We start from the raw sequence: 22,074 nt of genomic DNA, 5'->3' as shown, positions 1-22,074 counted from the left end.
CGCGTAAAATGAGTTATAATAGATAATATTATAACGTTGCAAGAGGAAATTATGGCAAATCAAGAAAAAGTAGAACAAGCAGTCTATCAATTATTGGAAGCTTTGGGTGAGAATCCTGAGCGTGAAGGTCTTTTGGATACGCCAAAACGTGTGGCTAAGATGTATGCTGAGATGTTTTCAGGTTTAAATGAAGACCCGAAAGATCAGTTTACAGCGGTTTTTTCAGAAGTTCATGATGAAGTTGTCCTTGTGAAGGATATTCCTTTTTACTCTATGTGTGAGCATCACTTGGTTCCTTTCTATGGCAAGGCTCATGTAGCCTATTTGCCAAGTGGGGATAAGGTGACAGGACTATCAAAATTGGCACGTGCTGTTGAAGTGGCGGCCCGTCGTCCACAATTGCAAGAACGTCTTACAGATCAAGTCGCTACAGCGCTTGAAGAAGCCCTTAATCCTCGAGGAGTCTTTGTCATGGTGGAAGCTGAGCACATGTGTATGACTATGCGTGGTATTAAAAAACCAGGAAGTAAGACCATCACAACGGTTGCAAAAGGCCTCTATAAAGAAGACCGTGAAGAACGTAAGGAAATTCTTTCTTTGATGCGTGATTTTTAGGAGTTAAAATGTTTATTGGTAAACATGAAATTGCAGGTAAGGCCTGCATTATGGGAATTTTGAATGTCACCCCAGATTCTTTCTCAGACGGTGGTGATTTTGTCACAATAGAAGATGCACTGGCTCAGGTTGAGCGTATGATTGCGCAAGGGGCTAGCATTATCGATGTGGGTGGTGAATCTACAAGACCCGGAGCAGAATTTGTAACCGAGGAAGAAGAGATTGCTCGTATTGTGCCAATTATACAAGCTATTAAGGCAAAATATGATGTTCTTATCAGTATTGATACCTACAAGACAGCCACTGCCAGAGCTGCTCTTGAAGCAGGTACAGATATTCTTAATGACGTATGGGCAGGACTTTATGATGGTCAGATGCTAGCCTTAGCAGCTGAAAAGAATGTACCGATTATCCTCATGCATAATCAAAAAGAAGAAAAATACAGTGATGTCACAGAGAATGTCTGTACTTTCCTTAGTCAACGTGCGCAAGCTGCCTTGGAAGCAGGTGTAGCTAAAGAAAATATTTGGATTGATCCTGGCTTTGGTTTTGCTAAAAATGTTCAACACAATATTGACCTGCTTAGAGGCTTGGACAAAGTTATTGGACTTGGGTATCCTGTTCTTTTTGGGATTTCTCGTAAGCGTGTTGTGGATTATCTCCTAGGTGGAAATATTCCTGCCAAGGACCGTGATCAAGGGACAGCTGCTTTATCTGCCTATGCTGTTGGCAAGGGATGTCAAATTGTCCGTGTCCATAATGTTGAAGTCAATCGTGATATTGTTAAGACTATCTCAGGAATTTTATGAAATTTAAAAAAGCTCAATTGAGCTTTTTTCTTAGTCTTGAATTGTCCAAACGCTGACAGATTTTTCAGAAACTGGGAAGTCTCCCCATCCGTCTTCGTCAATTATTACAGTATCAGAGCAGTTTCCAAGGATATCATAGAAGGTTTGTCCAGCCCAATCACTTCCAATTTCCATAGATTTGTTGTTGGCAGCATCATTAGAAATGGTTACGGCTAATGGAGTACCGTCTTCATTACCAGAGCGTGTCCATCCGATACAGTTAGGGTCGTCAAAGTAGTCTATTTGCTCTCCGTAAGCCAAATCTTTACGAGCGTAAAGTAAGGTGTCTAGGACATCTTTGAAACTTTCTTGAGCAAACTCCCCATCAATGCCATAGTAGTCACCATAAAATAGGCAAGGAAGACCGTCTTCACGAAGAAGGATAAGGGCATAGGCAGCTGGTTTAAACCATTCTTCAACTGTAGATTCCAGGGCTTGTCCACGTTGGGTGTCATGATTGTCTACAAAGGTTACTGCATGTTCAGGGTGATTTTTGACTAAGCTATGATCGAAAATAGTCGTTAAATCATACTCGGCTCCTTCGAGGCTAGCATCGTATAAATTGTTATGAAGGCGAACATCCACAAGATCAAAGCGGTTTTCAGTTTTTTCGAGATAAGTATTATTATCCTCTTCCTTGGCATTCCAAAATTCACCAAAAACATAGAAATCTTGACCTTGTTTTTCTTTGACGTCGCGAATAAAATTACGCATAAAGAAAGAATCAATGTGTTTGATGGCATCCATTCGGAAACCTTGGACCCCAGTTGTTTCGACGAACCAGTCAGCCCATTCGTAAATATTTTCTATAACCTCAGGATGTTTATAATCTAGGTTGGCATACATAAGGTAGTCAAAGTTACCATTTTCATTGTCAACCAAGTCATTGTGTGCCCAGCCCTTGTTGTCACCTTGGATAAGATAAATACCATTTTTATTTCTTTTGGCATCGAAGTCAGTCCCATTAAAGTGGTACCAGTGCCATTCAAAGTCGTTGTAAGCTTTCTGACGTCCGTCAAAAGTGAAATGAGTCCAACCCTCGATTTCAAACGGTTCGCTGATTTCTTGGGTACGGTCCTCGGGGTCAACTTCTACCACATCAAAGGTTTCAAGTTTATCCGCGGCTGCCTTGTGGTTGAGCACAACATCGGCCATAGGGACGATACCAACATTTTTGAGTTGGTTGATGGCATTAAGGTATTCTTCCTTGAGACCATATTTGGTGCGTATGGTTCCTTTTTGGTCGAATTCCCCAAGGTCAAAGAGGTCATAGACTCCGTAACCAACATCATCTTTGTTAGTAGCTTTGAAAGCAGGCGGCATCCAAACATGGCTGATGCCAAGGTCTGCTAGATGTTGGGCATCATCAGCTAAGTTGTTCCAATGTTGGCCGTCACTTGGGAGATACCATTCAAAGTATTGCATTGCAGTTTGATTTGTCATAGTTTTTTCCTTATTAGTTGAGATAGTCTTAGTTTAGATATCAGGAATTTTTAAACTCCTGTGCCTTTATTTTACCAAATCAGAAGAATTACGCAATCGATTGTATTGTCGAAAAACAATAACTTCAGATTTGTCTAAAATGTCATACTAATTAGATCCCAACTTTTCACCTTTTTTGTGTTAGAATAAAGATGAGTTTAGTCGTCTTAAGGAGAAGATATGGATAAAATCATTTTAAATGGTTGCCGTTTTTATGGCTATCACGGGGCTTTTGCTGAGGAGCAAACCCTAGGGCAAATTTTTGTGGTTGACCTGGAACTGGAAGTTGATTTGACCAGGGCTTCACAAAGTGACAATCTAGCAGATACAGTTCATTATGGTTTGGTTTTTGAAGCAGTACAGAAACAGGTGGAAGAAGAAAAGTATATTTTGATCGAGCGTTTAGCTGGTGCTATTTGTGAGGACTTGTTTAATCAATTTGCGCCAATCCAATCTATTAAAATTAGAATTACTAAAGAAAACCCACCAATTAATGGGCACTATAGAAGTGTTGGAATTGAGTTGGAGCGCAGTCGATGACGAAAGTTTATTTAAGTTTGGGATCTAATATAGGAAATCGTCAAGGCTATCTTCAAAAAGCGGTTGAGAGCTTGAATCGATTGCCTGAGACGGAAGTTAAAGCAGTGTCCTCTTATTATGAGACGGCTGCTTGGGGATTAACAGACCAGGCTGATTTTTTGAATCTCGCTTTAGCACTTGACACTCAGTTGCCGGCCGAAACCTTACTAAGTTATTGCCAGCAAATTGAAAAAAATCTTGACCGCGTTCGACATGAACACTGGGGCCCTCGGACTGTGGATATTGATATTCTTTTATACGGGCAGGAAACCTGGGGGACTGAACACCTTAAAGTGCCTCATCCTTTCATGACTCAAAGGGCCTTTGTTTTGGTTCCTCTGCTAGAAATTGCCGAGGATTTAGTTGAGCCTCAAACTGGTCAACCCTACGAAAAATATTTGAGTCAATTAGACACTAGTGATGTCCGCAAATTGGAGCAAGTGGACTAGTTTTTACTAAAATTCCTTGTCGTCAAGATGGGGATTTTTTGCTATAATTAATCTTGGCTTTTTGCTGTATTTTTCTTTTAATTTTTTGGGAAAAATACTAATTCATTTTTAGGTTGTGATAGTCATAAGGGGGAATTTTTCACAATACCTACAAAGAAATAAATGTATAGAAAAAGTATGGGAAATAACATGTTAGATGAACTTAAAGAAGACTTAGTGGGGATTGATATTCGTTTCGACGAACCCTTAAAAGGTTATACTTACACCAAGGTTGGAGGTCCAGCGGATTATTTGGCCTTTCCACGTAACCGATATGAGCTCTCTCGTATTGTCAAATTTGCAAACAAGCACGACATTCCGTGGATGGTGCTTGGTAATGCCAGTAATTTGATTGTTCGTGACGGTGGTATCCGAGGTTTTGTGATTATGTTTGATAAGCTTAATGGTATCGCTGTTAATGGTTATCAAGTTGAAGCAGAAGCGGGAGCTAATTTGATTGCAACAACCAAGGTGGCCCGGTTCCAAAGTTTGACTGGTTTTGAATTTGCGGCGGGAATTCCAGGTAGTATTGGTGGTGCTGTCTTTATGAATGCGGGTGCCTATGGTGGCGAGATTTCACATATCTTGGTTTCTGCCCAGGTTCTTACAAAAGACGGTGAAATTCGTACGATTGATGCAAGAGATATGCGTTTTGGTTATCGTCGTTCGGTGCTCCAAGAAACAGGTGAAGTGGTTATTTCAGCAAAATTCAACCTCAAACCAGGAGACTACGAGCAAATCAAGAATGAGATGAACCGTCTTAATCACTTGCGAGAACTTAAACAACCTCTTGAATACCCATCATGTGGTTCGGTCTTCAAACGTCCGCTAGGTCATTTTGCAGGTCAGCTTATTATGGAAGCCAACCTCAAGGGACATCGTATCGGTGGTGTTGAGGTTTCAACTAAGCATGCTGGTTTCATGGTCAATGTCAATCAAGGAACAGCAAAAGACTATGAAGACCTTATTGCAGATGTTATCGCTAAGGTTAAGGAAAATTCAGGTGTGACACTAGAGCCTGAAGTTCGCATCATTGGCGACAAATTAAATTAATAATACTAATCCTATTTTTGTTATCCATGGAGGATTTATGACAATTGACTAATCCGATTATTGCCTTTCAGAACGTCTCGAAAGTATTTGAAGACAGTGGCACACAAGTTTTAAAAGACATCAACTTTGAACTGGAAGAAGGTAAGTTCTATACCCTACTTGGGGCTTCTGGTTCTGGTAAATCAACTATCTTGAACATCATTGCTGGTCTCTTGGATGCGACCAGTGGTGACGTTCTTTTGGATGGAAAGCGTATTAATGATATCCCTATCAATAAAAGGGATGTCCACACCGTTTTCCAATCTTATGCCCTCTTCCCACACATGAATGTCTTTGACAATGTGGCTTTTGCGCTTAAGTTAAAAAAAGTGCCTAAAAAGGAAATTGAAGAGCGTGTAAAAGAAGCCTTGAAAATGGTTCAACTAGATGGTTATCAAAAGCGCTCGATTCAAAAATTATCAGGTGGTCAACGCCAACGTGTGGCTATTGCCCGTGCGATTATCAATCAGCCACGTGTGGTCCTTTTGGATGAGCCCTTGTCAGCACTGGATTTGAAGTTACGTACTGAAATGCAATACGAGTTGCGTGAACTACAGCAACGTCTAGGGATTACTTTTGTCTTCGTCACTCACGACCAGGAAGAAGCATTGGCCATGTCAGACTGGATTTTTGTTATGAACGATGGTGAAATTGTTCAATCAGGAACGCCTGTTGATATCTATGATGAGCCTATCAACCATTTCGTTGCAACCTTTATCGGAGAATCTAATATCCTACCAGGAGTCATGATTGAGGACTATTTGGTTGAGTTCAACGGAAAACGTTTCGAATCTGTGGATGGAGGAATGCGTCCAAACGAACCTGTTGAAGTGGTTATCCGTCCTGAAGATTTACAAATCGCGCTTCCTGAAGAAGGTAAACTGCAAGTTCGCGTGGAAACGCAGCTCTTCCGTGGGGTCCACTATGAAATCATTGCTTATGACAATCTTGGCAATGAATGGATGATTCATTCAACCCGTAAGGCGATTGAGGGTGAGATTATAGGTCTTGATTTTACGCCTGAGGATATTCATATCATGCGTCTTAATGAGACAGAAGAAGAGTTCGATGCACGTATTGAAGAATATGTGGAAGTGGAAGAACATGAAGATGGCTTGATTAATGCCATTGAGGAGGAGCGCTATGAAGAAAACAGCTAGCCTCTTCTCGGTACCTTACCTCCTTTGGCTCCTGCTCTTCGTGGTTGCTCCAGTGCTCATGCTACTCTATCAGTCTTTCTTTGATATCAGTGGCAACTTTACTTTGGACAATTATGGTACCTTCTTTTCCAGTTGGACTTACTTAAGGATGAGTTTTAACTCGGTTCTTTATGCAGCCATCATTACTCTGGTAACCCTTCTCATTTCTTATCCGACGGCATATCTTTTAACCAGACTAAAGCATAAGCAACTTTGGTTGATGTTGGTCATTTTACCAACCTGGGTCAATCTCCTTCTGAAAGCCTATGCTTTTATGGGGATTTTTGGTCAACAGGGGGGCATCAATGCCTTTCTTGGTTTCTTTGGGATTGCCCCTATGCAAATTCTCTTTACGGATTTCTCTTTCATTTTTGTAGCCAGTTACATTGAAATTCCATTTATGATTCTACCAATTTTTAATGCTCTGGATGATTTGGATGAGAATATTGTCAATGCAAGTAAGGATTTAGGAGCTAATGATTGGCAGACCTTTACCAAGGTTATCTTTCCTTTGTCGCTTAATGGGGTACGCTCGGGTGTACAATCGGTCTTCATTCCTAGTCTTAGCCTCTTCATGCTAACACGTTTGATTGGCGGGAACCGAGTTATTACACTAGGAACGGCTATCGAACAGCATTTCCTCACAACACAAAACTGGGGAATGGGGGCAACTATTGGTGTTGTTCTTATTGCTGCTATGATTGCGACAATGTGGTTAACAAAGGAGAGACGTCAATGAAAAAATTTGCAAATCTCTATTTAGCTTTTGTCTTTGTTATCCTTTACCTGCCAATCTTTTATTTAATCGCCTATTCTTTCAACAGTGGTAGCGATATGAATAGTTTCACAGGTTTTACTCTGGATAACTACCAGAGCATGTTTTCAGATAGCCGTCTTATGTTAATTCTGGCTCAAACCTTCTTTTTAGCTTTCCTTAGCGCTCTTCTGGCGACGATTATTGGTACCTTTGGGTCTATCTTTATCTATGAGAGTAAACAGAAGCATCAGAATGGGATTTTATCCCTAAATAACGTGCTAATGGTTGCACCGGACGTTATGATTGGTGCGAGTTTCTTGATTCTCTTTACCTTGATTGGTTTCCAACTTGGTTTTGTATCGGTTTTGTTGAGTCATATTGCCTTCTCAATCCCAATCGTGGTTCTCATGGTTTTGCCCCGTCTCAAGGAAATGAATCGAGACATGGTGAATGCAGCTTATGACCTGGGTGCGACCCAATGGCAGATGTTACGTGAGGTCATGTTGCCATACTTGACACCTGGTATTATCGCTGGTTATTTCATGGCCTTTACCTATTCTTTGGATGACTTCGCAGTAACCTTCTTTGTAACGGGTAATGGTTTTTCAACACTTGCTGTGGAAATTTACTCACGTGCTCGCAAAGGTATTTCCTTAGAAATCAATGCTCTATCAACGGTTGTCTTCCTATTCTCTATCCTTCTAGTCATTGGATATTATATGATTACCCAGGAGAGAAAGGAGGAGCATGATGCGTAAACTCTATCAATTTCTGGCAGGGATTTTAGCAATTATTTTCTTCCTTTGGGGAATTTCTGCCTACATGCAAAGTCGCACCGGAAATGCTTCGGACAAACTTGTTATTTATAACTGGGGTGACTATATTGACCCTGATCTCTTGACCAAGTTCACTAAAGAAACAGGAATCAAGGTCCAGTATGAAACATTTGATTCTAACGAAGCTATGTATACTAAAATTAAGCAAGGTGGTACGACATACGACATTGCTGTGCCGTCAGACTACACCATTGATAAAATGGTCAAGGAAGACCTTTTGGTGAAGTTGGATAAATCTAAAATCCATGGCTTTGATCAGATTGGTTCAAGCTTTAAAGGACTTAGTTTTGACTCTCACAATGACTATTCCATCCCTTATTTCTGGGGGACAGTCGGAATCGTCTATAATACTAAATTGGTGAAAAAAGCACCTCAGCACTGGAATGATCTTTGGTCACCCGAATACAGAAACCAGATTATGCTGGTTGATGGCGCGCGAGAAGTTATTGGTCTTTCTCTCAATAGCTTGGGCTACAGTTTGAATACCAAGAACATGACTGAATTACGTTTGGCTGAAACTAAACTTAATAGTCTAACACCAAATATCAAGGCTATTGTTGGTGACGAGATGAAGGGCTACATGATTCAAGGTGATGCAGCTATTGGAGTAACCTTCTCAGGGGAAGCCAGTGAGATGCTTGATAAAAATGAGGATCTTCGTTATGTTGTTCCATCTGAAGGCTCAAATCTATGGTTTGATAATCTGGTCATTCCTAAAACAGTGAAGCATGAAAAAGAAGCTTATGCTTTTATCAACTTCATGCTTAAACCGGAAAATGCAGCACAAAATGCTGAATATATTGGTTATGCCACACCTAATGAGGCAGCCAAAGCCTTACTTCCAAAGAGTATTACTGATGATAAGGCCTTTTACCCATCAGAATCAACCATTAAAAACCTTGAAGTCTATAATAACCTAGGTCAAAAGTGGCTAGGAATCTATAACGATATTTACCTTCAAGTTAAGATGTATCGTAAATAAGTTTTTTGAGGCCTAAGTTTCAGATGCAATCTAAAACGGTTCTTCAAACGATTTTATTTTAAAATTACGGAGAGACTGAAACGCAATAGTTTCAGTCTTTTTCTTACATCGAAAAGTCTCGCCTGTTGCGTACAAGTCTCTCGATTAACAAGAGTTTCCAAGATTTCAGAAGTGCTGACACATAAGAGTTTAAGAAAGTGTCTACTTTACACTATTCTGAACAAACCATGCTATTTTTCTTGAACAACTGTATTACTGTGCTATAATAAAGCAAAGAAATTTTTATGTTTATTTTGGAGGACTTAACATGCAAGCAGCATTTCTCTTTTTACTGATTTCATTCTTGATTATCTTGGGAATTCTCATCAGTATGCTTTATGTCGTACGTCAACAGTCAGTAGCTATCGTTGAACGTTTTGGACGCTATCAAAAAATCGCAACGAGTGGTATCCATATGCGTTTGCCATTTGGTATCGATAAAATTGCAGCCCGTATTCAACTACGTTTGCTTCAAAGTGAGATTGTGGTTGAAACTAAGACAAAGGACAATGTCTTTGTCATGATGAATGTGGCTACTCAATATCGTGTTAATGAGCAAAATGTTACAGATGCTTACTATAAACTCATGCGTCCGGAAGCTCAAATTAAATCATACATTGAGGATGCTCTCCGTTCATCAGTTCCTAAATTGACGCTTGATGAGCTTTTTGAGAAGAAGGATGAAATTGCCCTTGAGGTTCAACACCAAGTAGCAGAAGAAATGACCACTTATGGTTATATCATTGTTAAGACCTTGATTACCAAAGTTGAACCAGATGCTGAAGTTAAGCAGTCTATGAACGAAATCAATGCTGCTCAACGTAAGCGTGTGGCAGCCCAAGAATTGGCAGAAGCAGATAAGATTAAGATTGTCACAGCAGCTGAAGCCGAAGCTGAAAAAGATCGTCTTCATGGTGTTGGTATTGCTCAACAACGTAAAGCTATCGTTGATGGTTTGGCTGAATCTATTGCAGAACTTAAAGAGGCTAATGTGGGTATGTCTGAAGAGCAGATTATGTCTATTCTCTTGACCAACCAATATCTAGATACCCTTAATACTTTTGCAGCTAAAGGTAATCAAACCTTATTCCTACCAAATAATCCAAACGGTGTGGATGATATTCGTACCCAAATTTTGTCAGCTTTGAAGGCAGATAATAAAAATTAAGCACAAAAATAAGCCAGATCTATACGATCTGACTTTTTTGTTTTATTTTTCTAGGAATTGTGTCAAACGGATAACTTCAATCTTATAGCCATCTGGATCAGTGATGAAGTAGTACATTTTTGGTTTACCAGGAAGACCTGAGAGGTCTGTAACAGTGTATCCAGCCTCTTTGTGAGCTTGGTGTGTAGCTTCTAAATCATCGACACCAACAGCGATATGACCGTATCCATCTCCTAAATCATAGGCTTCGTGGTCATAATTGTAGGTTAATTCCAACTCGTAATCAGGATCATCTTCGAGTTGCAAGTAGACAAGGGTGAACTTATATTCTGGAAAATCATTGCGACGAGCTTCTTTGAAACCAAGTGCTTCTTTATAAAATTTAAGTGAGGCTTCTAGGTCCTTGACACGGACACAAGTGTGTAGAAATTTAGTCATGTGAGATACTCCTTTTATCTAATTCTGTAAGTTTATGATAGCATTTTGGAACCGTTTTTTCTACTATTGGCTCTTTTATGCTATAATGACGAAAAACAATCTGTGGAGTATGCTTATGACAATTTTAGCGATTGATTTTGGGGGAACACAGGTGAAGTCGGCACTTGTTTCAGAGCAGTTTACCATTGAAAAGAGTCTGCCGACGCAGTCATCTCCACAAACCTTAGAACAAGCTATTGATATGATTGATCAGATAGTTACTTCAGTTGAAGCAGCCCTATCAGGTATAGCTATTAGTGTTCCTGGAACTGTTGATACTGAGGAGGGTGTGATTTATCACGGCGGTTTGTTGAGATTCTTTCATGGTTTTCGTGTCAAAGCAGCCCTGCAAGCCAAGTATCATTTGCCAGTAGCTGCTCTTAATGATGGAAAAGCAGTCGCCTTGGCAGAGCTAGCTACAGGTCATTTGCAAGGAGTGACCAATGGTGCAGCCCTTGTTTTGGGTTCAGGTCTAGGTGGTGGATTTATTATTAATAGTAAACTTTTTCAAGGAAGTCACTTTCAAGCGGGTGAGTTGACCTTTCTGTTACCAGTTCAAATGGAAAAAGTGGATTCTTCATTGATGCGAGGCATGACTTTGTCGGCTGTCGGTTTAATCACCAAGGTAAATGAAGTGCTAGGTAATTCAGATTTAAAGGATGGTTTAGCCGCATTTAAGGCCATAAATGCAGGAGATAAAACAGTCTATCCACTTTTTGAAAGCTATTGCCGTAACTTAGCCATTACCATATTGAATCTTCAAACCATTTTTGATATGGAAACCTTTGTTATTGGAGGTGGTATTTCAGCCCAGCCTATTCTTATCGAGGAGGTCAATCGCCAGTTTGATAAGGTTCACCATGAGATTGACTTTATTGGTAAAATCATTAAACGTCCGAAGATTGTGGCCTGTTATCATCATAATGGAGCAAATCTAATTGGTGCAGCCTATTTTCTTAAGCAAGGATAACGGATAGTAAATTCGATTACTTGCAAAAATATACATAAAATACCTAACTTTTTTGTGACGAGCGGGCAATTCCGTTCGTTTTTTACTATTAACACTTTACAATATTCAGAAAATTCGCTATAATGGGACCATTAAAATTTTGGAGGTGTCTTTATGACAATTTATAATTTCTCAGCAGGACCTGCTACATTACCAAAACCTGTGCTCGAAAAAGCACAAGCTGAATTGCTTAACTATCAAGATTCCGGTATGTCCGTGCTAGAAATGTCCCACCGTTCTCCAGAATTTGACAAAATCGTTAAAGATGCGGAAGCGACACTTCGCGAGCTAATGGCCATTCCTGATAACTATAAGGTTATTTTCTTGCAAGGGGGCGCTTCAACGCAATTCACAATGGTTCCACTGAACCTTGCTCAAGGTAAGAAAGCTTACTACCTTGTGGGAGGGTCATGGGGTAAAAAAGCTTATACAGAAGCTGTTAAACTTTCAAAAACTATTCCTTTTGAACCAATTCTTTTGGCGTCATCTGAGGATACTGTTTACGATCATATTCCAAGTTTTGATCCTTCAACGATTGATCCAGAAGCCGCTTATGTTCACTTGACTACCAATAATACAATTGAGGGAACATCTATCTATGATCTGCCTGATACTAATGGTGTGCCAATTGTAGCAGATATGTCTTCAAATATCTTGGCAGCTCGCTATAATGTTGAGGATTTTGCTCTTATCTATGCTGGTGCTCAGAAAAATATTGGGCCTGCTGGTGTAACAGTGGTTATCGTCCGTGAAGACTTCCTTAACGACCAACCACAATTGTCTGCTATGTTGGACTACCGTATTCAAGCTGAAGCAGGATCACTTTACAATACACCACCATGTTTCAATATCTATATTTCAAAACTCGTCTTTGACTGGGTTAAAAATGAAATTGGTGGCGTAGATAGGATGGCGGAAATTCAACGTGAGAAATCAGGCCTTCTCTATAATTACATTGAATCATCTGATTTCTACACAAACCCTGTCAAATATGAAAAGGATCGTTCTGTCTGCAACATTCCATTCGTCACACCAAGTAAAGAGTTGGATGCTAAGTTTGTAGCAGAAGCAGATGCTCTTGGTTTCAAGAATATCAAAGGACACCGTTCTGTAGGTGGTATGCGTGCTAGTGTTTATAATGCTTTCCCACGTCAGGGTGTACTTGACTTGATTGACTTTATGAAGAAATTTGAAGCCGAAAACAAATAATTAGATAAAGAGATGGAAATTAGACAAGCCTTCCCAAATGAAATTGGGGCTATCATAACTGTGATTGAGAGTGCTAGAACTGCTTTAGCAGAAGCGGGTAGTTCCCAATGGCAAGGGGCTGATGGTTACCCTACTGAAGAAACCATCTTTGATGATGTTCTTAAAGGGCAAGCCTATGTCGGTATCATTGACGGTCAAATTGTTTCTTATGCTGCGGTGGTTACTGATGGAGACCCTGCTTACGACAAAATCTATGATGGAGACTGGAAGCATCATAATAAGCGCTACATTACCTTCCATAGGATTGCCGTTTTGACTGAGGTTACAGGTCAAAGGGTCGCTCAAACCTTTATTCAAGGTCTTATTGAGGGAACTGACGCTCATGATTTTCGTTGCGACACGCATGAAAAGAATCTTGTCATGCAGCATATTTTGGAGAAACTTGGCTATGTCTATTGTGGTAAGGTTCCTATTGATGGTGAACGACTTGCCTATCAGAAAATCAAAACCAAGAGGGAGAAGGCTTTTTATCAAGAAGTTGATGAAGCTACTCACCACGGGATTCATTAATTTAAGAGGAATAAAATTATGGTATTTAGCGTAAAAACATATAATAATATTAACCAAATTGGTTTGAAGGAACTTGGAAATCATTTCCAAATTGATGGTGATTTAGCGGAAAATCCAGATGCTTACATTATTCGTAGTCAAAATCTCCATGATACAGTTTTCCCTGAAAATTTGAAAGCTATTGCGCGTGCCGGTGCTGGGACTAATAATATCCCAGTGGATGAAGCAACTGAAAAAGGAATTGTTGTCTTCAATACTCCAGGAGCTAATGCTAATGCAGTTAAAGAAGCTGTCTTAGCTTCTATCTTGCTTTCAGCACGTGATTATATTGCGGCCAATGCTTGGGTTAACAAACTTAGCGGTGACGATGTGCCTAAACAAATCGAAGCAGGTAAGAAGCAGTTTGCGGGTAGCGAGATTGCTGGTAAGACACTGGGTGTTATCGGCCTAGGTGCCATTGGTGCGCGTATTGCTAACGATGCCTACCGTTTGGGAATGAAGGTCTATGGCTACGACCCATATGTTTCTATTGAAGCAGCTTGGAATATTTCTCACCATGTTAAACGTGTTTCTGATCTCAAAGAAATCTTTGAAAACTGTGATTATATCACTGTTCACGTTCCATTGACACCTGATACGAAAGGTACTTTCAATGCAGATGCCTTTAACCTCATGCAAAAAGGAACAACAATCATCAACTTTGCCCGTGCAGAATTAGTAGAGAATGATGCGCTCTTTGATGCTTTGGAAACAGGTGTAGTAAAACGTTACATCACTGACTTTGGGACAGAAGAACTACTTAACAAGCCTAATGTGACAGTCTTTCCACACGTTGGTGGTTCGACGGGTGAAGCAGAGCTTAACTGTGCTATTATGGCTGGTCAAACCATCCGTCGCTTCATGGAAACAGGTGAAATTGTCAATTCTGTTAACTTCCCACGTGTACAACAGGTTTTGAGTGCTCCATATCGTATCACTTTGATTAATAAAAACGTGCCTAACATTGTGGCCCGTATTTCAACAGCGGTCTCTGATTTTAATATCAATATTGATAATATCATTAACCGTTCAAAGGGAGAGTATGCTTATACCCTTCTTGACCTTGATGAGACAGACAAGTCTAAGATTGATGAATTGGTCGCTAAGTTTGAGGCCAGCGACAATATCGTACGAGTACGTTTGATTAAAGGTAAATAATTCAGAAATAAGCTGACAGGAACAAGGTTTTCCTGTCTTTTTTTGTTATAATGAACTTATGTATTATCGTCAGTATTATGTATCCCCTATTGGTCGCCTGTCCTTGGTGGCTGGTGAAGAAGTCCTCTATGGTATATGGTTAAAAGGACAAAATCATTTTCAGTCTGGTTTTAAGGAAGAGGAGTTAGCGGACACCTCAAATCCTATTTTAGAAGTGACCAAGAAGTGGTTGCAGGCTTATTTTAAAGGTGAGAATCCAAGTCCAGATGACCTTCCTTTAGCTGAACGAGGAACAGCTTTCCAACAAAGAGTTTGGTTGGCTTTAAGTGAAATTCCTATGGGGCAAATCAGAACCTATGGTCAGATTGGTAAGGCAACTTCTTGTCAATCCGCACAGGCTGTAGGAACTGCTGTTGGTAAGAATCCTTGGTTGATTCTCGTCCCCTGTCATCGGGTTCTTCCTAGTAGTGGTCATATAGGAAAATATGCAGCAGGAGAAGAAGCCAAGCGTTTCTTACTTCAGTTAGAAGGCATTAGGTTTGACCATCCTTAGACAGATGTCTTATGCTAGAAAAAAGGAGAAAAACATGTACACTTTTTATGAATATCCAAAATGCAGCACTTGTCGTAAGGCAAAGGCGGAACTCAATCAATTAGGTTTAGATTTTGAATCTATTAATATTAAGGAAAACCCACCTTCGGCTCAATTTTTAAAAGAGCTTTTGGCGGGGTCAGATTTAGAACTCAAGAAATTCTTTAATACGAGTGGACAATCCTACCGTTCTTTAGGTTTAAAAGATAAGCTACCAACATTGTCTCTTGATGAAGCTATTGAACTCTTAGCTTCAGATGGGATGTTGATAAAACGTCCTATCTTGATTAAGGATGGTAAGGTTTTGCAGATTGGTTACCGCACCCCTTACCAAGACTTAAATTTATAAATAATAAGCAAAAAATCTTGCCACAGTAAATAGAAGTATGGTAAGATTAAAACAGTTGCCGCTATAGTTAAATGGTATAATAGAGCAATGGTAATGCTCCGTTCCGAGTTCAATTCTCGGTGGTGGCATCTGTGAATGAATCCAGCCTCAGGGTTGGATTTTTTTATATTCAAAGAGGCTGATTTATGCCTCTCAATTTTTCAAAAGAATTTACTGAAAACTCTTGAAATTCAAAAAAAGGAGTAGACTAATAGGTGATTAAACCTAGGAGGCAAGTTGTGAAATAATACGTTCAATTCATGTTGATTTGTTTGTTTGCCGTGATTGGCGAAGCACTTTCAACCTTTTTTAAATTACCTGTACCTGGAAGTATCATTGGCTTATTCTTACTTCTGATTGCTCTACAGCTTAAGTGGATTCGTCTACGTCATATTCATGCAGTAGCAGAGTTTTTAATTGCCAATATGACTATTCTATTTTTGCCAGCGGGTGTCGGTATTATGGAACGATGGAATGCTATTTCAGCGAATATTGTCCCTATTATTTTGATTATTATGGGAGCCTTGGTTCTTAATATTGTAGTGATTGCAGTAGTTGTTGTCTTTATCAAAAAACACTTTGAAGGCGATTATGAGGAGGTTAATCGTGGCTAATTTTTTTAACACACCTTTGTTTGGGCTAACACTTTCTGTACTAGCTTACACAATAGGACTTTTGATTTATCGCCGTTTTCCTAATCCTTTGACAACGCCTCTTCTTGTATCGACTGCCTTGATTATCGTCATTTTGCACTATACAGGTATTTCCTACAAGGATTACTATGTAGGTGGCTCTTATCTTAACAGTTTGATTATTCCTTCAACCGTCGCGCTAGCAGTTCCTTTTTATAAAAATCTACACCTCATGCGTCATCACTATAAGAGTATCTTGATTGGGTCAACAGTTGCCTGTGTTCTTAACACTACTTATACCGCTTTGATTGCTAAGCTTTTTGGTATGGATTATTTCCTTGCTATCTCACTCTTTCCTAAGTCTGTGACGACTGCCATGGCTGTAGGAATTTCGGAAAAAATGCAGGGGATTACGACAGTTACTCTGGTTGTAGTTGTTATTACGGGTATTTTAACCTCAGTTTTAGGCCCTGTCTTTTTAAAGATGATTGGAATTAAAGATCCAGTCGCTATTGGTCTTTCCCTAGGAGGAACTGGGCATGCCGTTGGTACTGGAACTGCCTTCAGATATGGTCAGGTTGCAGGTGCCATGGGTGGTCTATCAATCGCTGTAACAGGGATTTTATATGTCTTTATTAGTCCTATTGTGGCTAGTTTAATTCTGAGATAAAAAATTAAGGTTTGGATAGGTTTTCCAAGCCTTTTTAGCTATGAAAAACAAGCAAAATCTGACCTTTTATGCTATAATTAAGATTATGAATTATGGAGATTATATCTGGGATTTAGGTGGTACCTTGTTGGATAATTACCAGGTATCAAGCCAAGCCTTTCTAGCAACTTTAGAACAATTTGAGCGTACAGCAGAATTTCAAGCAGTCTATGATGCCCTTAAGGTGTCAACCAGTACTGCCATTGCCATGTTTGCGCCTGATATAACTGATTTTCGAACCCTATATAAGCAAGAGGAAGCCAAACATTTACAAGAACCTGTGCTTTTTGAAGGTGCTAAGGATGTCCTTGCTAAGATTGTGGCTGAGGGCGGACGTAATTTCTTGGTTAGCCACCGTAATCATTTGGTGCTAGATATCCTTGATAGAGCAGAGATTGCTCATTATTTTACAGAGGTTGTAACTTCTGAAAATGGTTTTGCTAGAAAACCTAGTCCAGATAGTTTCCTTTATTTAATTAAAAAATACGATATTAAACATGGCTTGGTCATTGGTGACCGCCAGATAGACATAGAGGCTGGAGGAGCAGCGGGTTTGGATACCTTGTTTGTTGATGGCCATAAATCATTATTGGAGATTGTGACATAGATGACTGATGAATTAAAAAATCTTGAAGAAAAAGCGCAAGAATATGATGCCAGCCAGATTCAGGTCTTAGAGGGACTTGAAGCGGTACGTATGCGCCCAGGAATGTATATTGGATCCACCTCAAAAGAAGGCTTGCATCACTTGGTATGGGAGATTGTCGATAACTCAATCGATGAGGCCTTAGCAGGATTCGCCACACATATCAAAGTTTTTATTGAACCTGATAATTCTATCACGGTTGTTGATGATGGTCGTGGTATCCCAGTCGATATCCAAGAAAAAACTGGCCGTCCTGCGGTAGAAACTGTCTTTACAGTACTTCACGCTGGTGGTAAATTCGGCGGAGGCGGTTATAAGGTCTCTGGTGGTTTGCACGGGGTTGGTTCTTCGGTCGTTAATGCCCTCTCAACACAACTTGATGTTAAGGTTTATAAAAATGGCTATATCCACTTCCAAGAGTATAAACGTGGGGTAGTGGTAGCAGATTTAGCAGTAATTGGTGAAACAGAGAAACATGGTACGACTGTTCACTTTACGCCAGACCCAGAGATTTTCCAAGAGACAACGGAGTTTGATTTTGGAAAATTGGCTAAACGTATCCAAGAATTAGCCTTTTTGAACAAGGGTCTACGTATCTCTATTACAGATAAGCGTGAAGGTCTTGAACAAGAGAAACATTATCACTATGAGGGTGGAATCACATCTTATGTGAAGTACATCAATGAAAACAAAGACGTTATCTTTGACGAGCCTATCTACACAGATGGTGAGATGGATGGTATTTCAGTTGAAGTTGCTATGCAGTATACGACCGGCTACCATGAAACGGTGATGAGTTTTGCTAATAACATTCACACTCATGAAGGTGGTACTCATGAACAAGGTTTCCGTACGGCTCTTACTCGTGTTATCAATGATTATGCACGTCAGAATAAGATTCTCAAAGAAAAAGATGATAATCTGACCGGTGATGATGTTCGTGAAGGCTTGACTGCTATCATCTCTATTAAGCATCCAAACCCACAGTTTGAAGGGCAAACCAAGACCAAACTTGGAAACTCAGAAGTGGTTAAGATTACTAATCGTCTCTTCAGTGAAGCCTTAAGTCGCTTCCTCTTGGAAAATCCTGCTATTGCTAAAAAGATTGTTGAAAAAGGAATTCTGGCTTCTAAGGCCCGTATCGCCGCTAAGCGTGCTCGTGAAGTGACACGTAAGAAGTCAGGTCTTGAAATTTCAAACCTTCCAGGGAAGTTAGCAGATTGTTCGTCAAACAATGCCGAAATGAATGAGCTCTTCATTGTCGAAGGGGACTCAGCCGGTGGTTCTGCAAAATCAGGTCGTAATCGTGAATTCCAAGCTATCTTGCCAATTCGAGGTAAGATTTTGAACGTTGAAAAGGCTAGCATGGATAAGATTCTAGCCAACGAAGAGATTCGTTCTCTCTTCACAGCTATGGGAACTGGTTTTGGATCAGAATTTGATGTCAGCAAGGCTCGTTACCACAAGTTGGTAATCATGACTGATGCCGATGTCGATGGGGCCCACATCCGTACTTTGCTTCTGACTTTGATTTACCGCTTTATGCGTCCAGTCTTGGAAGCAGGCTATGTCTACATTGCTCAACCACCAATTTATGGGGTTAAGGTTGGTTCTGAGATTAAAGAATACATCCAACCTGGTGCAAATCAAGAAGAAAAATTGCGTGTAGCTCTTGAAAATTACAGTGTGGGACGTTCAAAACCTACGGTTCAACGTTATAAAGGTCTAGGTGAAATGGATGACCACCAACTTTGGGAAACAACCATGGACCCTGAAAATCGTTTGATGGCACGTGTTTCTGTGGATGATGCTGCAGAGGCCGATAAGATTTTCGATATGTTGATGGGAGACAAGGTTGAACCTCGCCGCGAATTTATCGAAGAAAATGCCGTTTACAGTACTCTGGATATCTAATATTCTTTTAGAAAAAGGTGCAATGCTAGGATAACTATGATATAATCGTAATGTTATTCTACATTTATGAACATAATAGACGATTAAGGAGAAACTATGTCTAGCGGAATTGTTTTACTGATTGTAGTGGCAGTTATACTTGTAATTGTCGCTTACTTAGTCGGTATTCTTATTAGAAAACGAAATGATTCGCGGATTGCACAGCTTGAAGAACGCAAGCAAAAATTGTTTGACTTGCCAATTAACGAAGAAATTGAAGAAGTTAAAAAGCTTCATTTGATTGGACAAAGTCAAACAACTTTCCGTGAATGGAATCAGAAATGGATAGACATTTCGACAAATTCATTTGCAGATATTGAAAATCATATTTTCGAAGCTGAAAATATGAATGATACCTTCCATTTCTTTAAAGCTAGTGGTGAGATCAATAATATTGAGAGTCAGTTAGATCTTGTGGAAGAAGACATTAAGTCTATTCGTGAGGCGCTCTCAACCTTGAAAGAACAAGAAGAAAAGAATAGTGCTCGTGTTAAACATGCACTTGACTTGTACGAAGAGTTGCAAAATTCTATTGAAGAAAACTCTGATAATTTTGGCTCTACTATGGGTGAAATCAATAAACAGCTTAAAAACATCGAATCTGAGTTTGCTGAATTCGTGACTCTTAATTCATCAGGTGACCCTGTTGAGGCATCAAGCATTTTGGACCGTGCAGAGGAGCATACCATTGCTTTGGGTCAAATTTCAGAGAAGATTCCAGCCATTGTAGCTAAGTTGGAAGATGATTTTCCAGATCAGTTGGATGATTTGGAATCTGGATACCGCAAGTTGATTGAGCAAAATTACCACTTCCCTGAGAAAAATATCGAACGTCACTTCCAGGAAATTCGTGAAGCTATCCGTTCAAACTCAAGTGAGTTGGTTTCTCTTGACCTGGATCGCGCGGAAGAAGAAAACTCTGATATTCAAGAAAAAATTGACAACTTGTATAGCATTTTCGAACGCGAAATTGCATCATACAAGGCTGTTATACGTCAAAAGAAAATTTTGCCAGATTATCTCAAGCATGCTAAAGAAAACAACAAGAAACTTCAAGAAGAGCTTGAGCGTCTCATGTTGACTTACATTTTCGATGAAACTTATGCAGCAGATGTACGTAGCTTTGCTTCAGATATTTCGAGTGTTGAAACAGCAGTTCTTCCAACCCTTGAAAACTTTGATAATCAGGTGAAACCTTTCTCAGAACTTGAAAAGATCTTCGAAAAGAGTCTCAATACCTTGTCTGCTGTTGAAAATGGACAGGTTGAGGTTTTTGAAAATCTTCGAGCTATCGCGAAAAATGAAGCTAAGGCGCGTGACGAGCTTGATGTTTATGTTAATAAATTGCATGTTATCAAGCGTTACATGGAAAAACGTAATCTTCCAGGTATTCCTCAATCCTTCTTGAGTGTATTCTTCTCAACAAGTGCACAAATCGAGGCTCTTATGGACGAGCTCAGCCGTGGACGTATTAATATTGATGCAGTAATGCGTTTGACTGAAACGTCAAAAAATGCTATTGAACATTTGGAAGAGACTGCTTATTTGGTTGTTCAAAATGCAACCTTGACTGAACAACTCTTGCAGTACTCAAACCGTTACCGCTCTTTCGAACCTGCTGTTCAAAGTAGCTTTGAGCATGCGCTTAAGTTGTTCGAAGTTGACCACGACTACGATGCATCTTTGGAAGAAATCTCTTACGCCTTGGAAACAGTAGAACCAGGTGTAACAGATCGTTTTGTATCGTCTTACGAAAAAACACGCGAACAAATTCGTATGTAGAAGAGAGATTCTGGGCCTCGGTCCAGGATTTTTTTGAAGAAACTTATCTCTTTTTAGGTTAATGAAAAGCCTAATAAAAGTTATATAGGTATTAAAGAATAGAGGTAATTATGTCAGAAGTAAAAGGCTTATTAGTTATGGATGTAGACTCAACTCTGGTCCAAGAAGAAGTAATTGATTTATTGGGGGAAGAGGCTGGTGTTGGTCGAGAGGTCGCTGAAATCACAGAGCGGGCCATGCGTGGAGAATTAGATTTCAGACAGGCTCTGAATGAGCGTGTGGCAACCCTTAAGGGATTACCTGACAGCATATTTGAGAAGGTCTATGCCCGCATTCATTTCAACAAGGGAGCCAAGGAACTTGTGGATGAACTTCACTCACGTGGCTTCAAGGTAGGTTTAGTTTCTGGTGGTTTCCATGAGACAGTTGATAGACTGGCAAAAGAAGCAGGTATTGATTATGTGAAGGCTAATCACCTTGAGGTGGTCGATGGTCTCTTAACTGGTAAGATTTATGGTGAGATTGTTACCAAAGATGTCAAGGTAGCCAAACTTAAAGATTGGGCAGCAGAAAATGGTCTTAAACTCTCTCAAACCATTGCTATGGGTGATGGAGCCAATGATTTGCCTATGATTAAGACAGCCGGCATAGGCATCGCCTTTTGTGCCAAACCAATTGTCCGTGAACAAGCTCCCTATCAAATCACAGAACCAAATTTATATAAGGTGATTCAGATTTTGGATGAGGTTAAGACAAAGTAGGTATAAAACATACTAAGATTAGTAGTGAAGAAATCTCCGACGGGAGAGAGTACTCACTACTTTT

Annotated in this window: 24 protein-coding genes and 1 tRNA gene; 23 read left to right on the top strand and 2 right to left on the bottom strand. The window is 39.9% G+C overall.

The features are described from left to right. Nucleotides 1-51 precede the first annotated feature (51 nt). Nucleotides 52-615, top strand: coding sequence for a GTP cyclohydrolase I FolE (folE, locus tag ADF62_RS07460; RefSeq protein ID WP_002884345.1), 564 nt, complete (start codon nt 52-54; stop codon nt 613-615). 8 nt (nt 616-623) lie between these two features. Next, entirely contained in the window at nt 624-1,424 is an 801-nt protein-coding gene (gene folP / locus ADF62_RS07455) for a dihydropteroate synthase (protein WP_048788509.1), read from the top strand. 30 nt (nt 1,425-1,454) lie between these two features. On the opposite strand, the gene ADF62_RS07450 is transcribed toward folP, so the two are convergent. Continuing rightward, nucleotides 1,455-2,906, bottom strand: coding sequence for an alpha-amylase (locus tag ADF62_RS07450; RefSeq protein WP_048788508.1), 1,452 nt, complete (start codon nt 2,904-2,906; stop codon nt 1,455-1,457). Between the two features lie 219 nt (nt 2,907-3,125). Here ADF62_RS07450 and folB point away from each other — a divergent pair, with 219 nt between their 5' ends. From folB to ADF62_RS07410, 8 genes are all read left to right on the top strand, one after another. After that, a complete protein-coding gene (gene folB / locus ADF62_RS07445) occupies nt 3,126-3,485 on the top strand; it encodes a dihydroneopterin aldolase (protein WP_003094589.1) in 360 nt (119 codons plus the stop codon). Further along, on the top strand, nt 3,482-3,973 hold the full coding sequence (folK, locus tag ADF62_RS07440; protein ID WP_003096473.1) for a 2-amino-4-hydroxy-6-hydroxymethyldihydropteridine diphosphokinase: 492 nt from the start codon (nt 3,482-3,484) through the stop codon (nt 3,971-3,973). Before folB ends, folK begins: the two co-directional genes overlap by 4 nt. Before the next feature lie 189 nt (nt 3,974-4,162). Further along, a complete protein-coding gene (gene murB / locus ADF62_RS07435; RefSeq protein WP_048788515.1) occupies nt 4,163-5,065 on the top strand; it encodes a UDP-N-acetylmuramate dehydrogenase in 903 nt (300 codons plus the stop codon). Nucleotides 5,066-5,109: 44 nt separating this feature from the next. Beyond that, nucleotides 5,110-6,264 carry an ABC transporter ATP-binding protein gene (locus ADF62_RS07430; RefSeq protein ID WP_048788507.1) on the top strand — a complete coding sequence of 385 codons (1,155 nt, stop codon included), beginning with the start codon at nt 5,110-5,112 and terminating at the stop codon, nt 6,262-6,264. After that, nucleotides 6,248-7,042 (top strand): ABC transporter permease, encoded by a 795-nt coding sequence (locus tag ADF62_RS07425; RefSeq protein WP_048673786.1) that lies wholly within the window; start codon nt 6,248-6,250, stop codon nt 7,040-7,042. The genes ADF62_RS07430 and ADF62_RS07425 overlap by 17 nt, the downstream gene beginning before the upstream one ends. Further along, nucleotides 7,039-7,818, top strand: a complete 780-nt coding sequence (locus tag ADF62_RS07420; RefSeq protein WP_048788506.1) for an ABC transporter permease — start codon at nt 7,039-7,041, stop codon at nt 7,816-7,818. The genes ADF62_RS07425 and ADF62_RS07420 overlap by 4 nt, the downstream gene beginning before the upstream one ends. Continuing rightward, on the top strand, nt 7,811-8,878 hold the full coding sequence (locus tag ADF62_RS07415; RefSeq protein WP_048788505.1) for an ABC transporter substrate-binding protein: 1,068 nt from the start codon (nt 7,811-7,813) through the stop codon (nt 8,876-8,878). Before ADF62_RS07420 ends, ADF62_RS07415 begins: the two co-directional genes overlap by 8 nt. 307 nt (nt 8,879-9,185) lie before the next feature. Then, nucleotides 9,186-10,085 carry an SPFH domain-containing protein gene (locus tag ADF62_RS07410; protein ID WP_002891518.1) on the top strand — a complete coding sequence of 300 codons (900 nt, stop codon included), beginning with the start codon at nt 9,186-9,188 and terminating at the stop codon, nt 10,083-10,085. 42 nt (nt 10,086-10,127) lie between these two features. Here ADF62_RS07410 and ADF62_RS07405 read toward each other — a convergent pair whose 3' ends face one another. Beyond that, nucleotides 10,128-10,523, bottom strand: a complete 396-nt coding sequence (locus ADF62_RS07405; protein WP_002884456.1) for a VOC family protein — start codon at nt 10,521-10,523, stop codon at nt 10,128-10,130. A gap of 115 nt (nt 10,524-10,638) precedes the next feature. On the opposite strand from ADF62_RS07405, the gene ADF62_RS07400 reads away from it, so the two are divergent. The 13 genes from ADF62_RS07400 (at nt 10,639) to serB (ending at nt 22,010) form a co-directional block, all read left to right on the top strand. Continuing rightward, the gene (locus ADF62_RS07400; protein ID WP_048788504.1) at nt 10,639-11,532 is read left to right on the top strand and encodes an ROK family protein; all 894 of its coding nucleotides are present in this window, start codon (nt 10,639-10,641) and stop codon (nt 11,530-11,532) included. A 153-nt stretch (nt 11,533-11,685) separates the two neighbouring features. Then, complete coding sequence (serC, locus tag ADF62_RS07395; protein ID WP_048788503.1) at nt 11,686-12,780, top strand: 3-phosphoserine/phosphohydroxythreonine transaminase; 1,095 nt, start codon at nt 11,686-11,688, stop codon at nt 12,778-12,780. Nucleotides 12,781-12,792: 12 nt separating this feature from the next. Then, on the top strand, nt 12,793-13,350 hold the full coding sequence (locus tag ADF62_RS07390) for a hypothetical protein (RefSeq protein ID WP_003094036.1): 558 nt from the start codon (nt 12,793-12,795) through the stop codon (nt 13,348-13,350). Nucleotides 13,351-13,368: 18 nt separating this feature from the next. Further along, complete coding sequence (locus ADF62_RS07385) at nt 13,369-14,547, top strand: 3-phosphoglycerate dehydrogenase family protein (RefSeq protein ID WP_048788502.1); 1,179 nt, start codon at nt 13,369-13,371, stop codon at nt 14,545-14,547. Between the two features lie 58 nt (nt 14,548-14,605). Further along, nucleotides 14,606-15,100 carry a methylated-DNA--[protein]-cysteine S-methyltransferase gene (locus ADF62_RS07380; protein WP_048788501.1) on the top strand — a complete coding sequence of 165 codons (495 nt, stop codon included), beginning with the start codon at nt 14,606-14,608 and terminating at the stop codon, nt 15,098-15,100. A gap of 34 nt (nt 15,101-15,134) precedes the next feature. Beyond that, nucleotides 15,135-15,488 carry an arsenate reductase family protein gene (locus ADF62_RS07375; protein ID WP_048788500.1) on the top strand — a complete coding sequence of 118 codons (354 nt, stop codon included), beginning with the start codon at nt 15,135-15,137 and terminating at the stop codon, nt 15,486-15,488. 57 nt (nt 15,489-15,545) lie between these two features. Beyond that, a tRNA-Thr gene (locus ADF62_RS07370) sits at nt 15,546-15,616 on the top strand. A gap of 171 nt (nt 15,617-15,787) precedes the next feature. Further along, a complete protein-coding gene (locus ADF62_RS07365) occupies nt 15,788-16,141 on the top strand; it encodes a CidA/LrgA family protein (RefSeq protein ID WP_239665011.1) in 354 nt (117 codons plus the stop codon). After that, a complete protein-coding gene (locus ADF62_RS07360; RefSeq protein ID WP_220428504.1) occupies nt 16,119-16,829 on the top strand; it encodes an LrgB family protein in 711 nt (236 codons plus the stop codon). Before ADF62_RS07365 ends, ADF62_RS07360 begins: the two co-directional genes overlap by 23 nt. Nucleotides 16,830-16,914: 85 nt before the next feature. After that, nucleotides 16,915-17,475 (top strand): HAD-IA family hydrolase, encoded by a 561-nt coding sequence (locus ADF62_RS07355; RefSeq protein WP_048788514.1) that lies wholly within the window; start codon nt 16,915-16,917, stop codon nt 17,473-17,475. After that, the gene (gene gyrB, locus ADF62_RS07350; protein ID WP_048788499.1) at nt 17,476-19,428 is read left to right on the top strand and encodes a DNA topoisomerase (ATP-hydrolyzing) subunit B; all 1,953 of its coding nucleotides are present in this window, start codon (nt 17,476-17,478) and stop codon (nt 19,426-19,428) included. A gap of 96 nt (nt 19,429-19,524) precedes the next feature. Then, nucleotides 19,525-21,249 carry a septation ring formation regulator EzrA gene (gene ezrA, locus ADF62_RS07345; protein WP_048788498.1) on the top strand — a complete coding sequence of 575 codons (1,725 nt, stop codon included), beginning with the start codon at nt 19,525-19,527 and terminating at the stop codon, nt 21,247-21,249. 110 nt (nt 21,250-21,359) lie between these two features. Continuing rightward, a complete protein-coding gene (gene serB, locus ADF62_RS07340) occupies nt 21,360-22,010 on the top strand; it encodes a phosphoserine phosphatase SerB (protein ID WP_003093290.1) in 651 nt (216 codons plus the stop codon). Nucleotides 22,011-22,074: the final 64 nt, after the last annotated feature.

It is taken from the genome of Streptococcus sp. 1004_SSPC (assembly GCF_001069025.1).
GTDB lineage: Bacteria > Bacillota > Bacilli > Lactobacillales > Streptococcaceae > Streptococcus > Streptococcus vestibularis.
The sequence above is the reverse complement of the archived record's forward strand: the minus strand, read 5'-3'. Positions and strand labels throughout refer to the sequence as shown.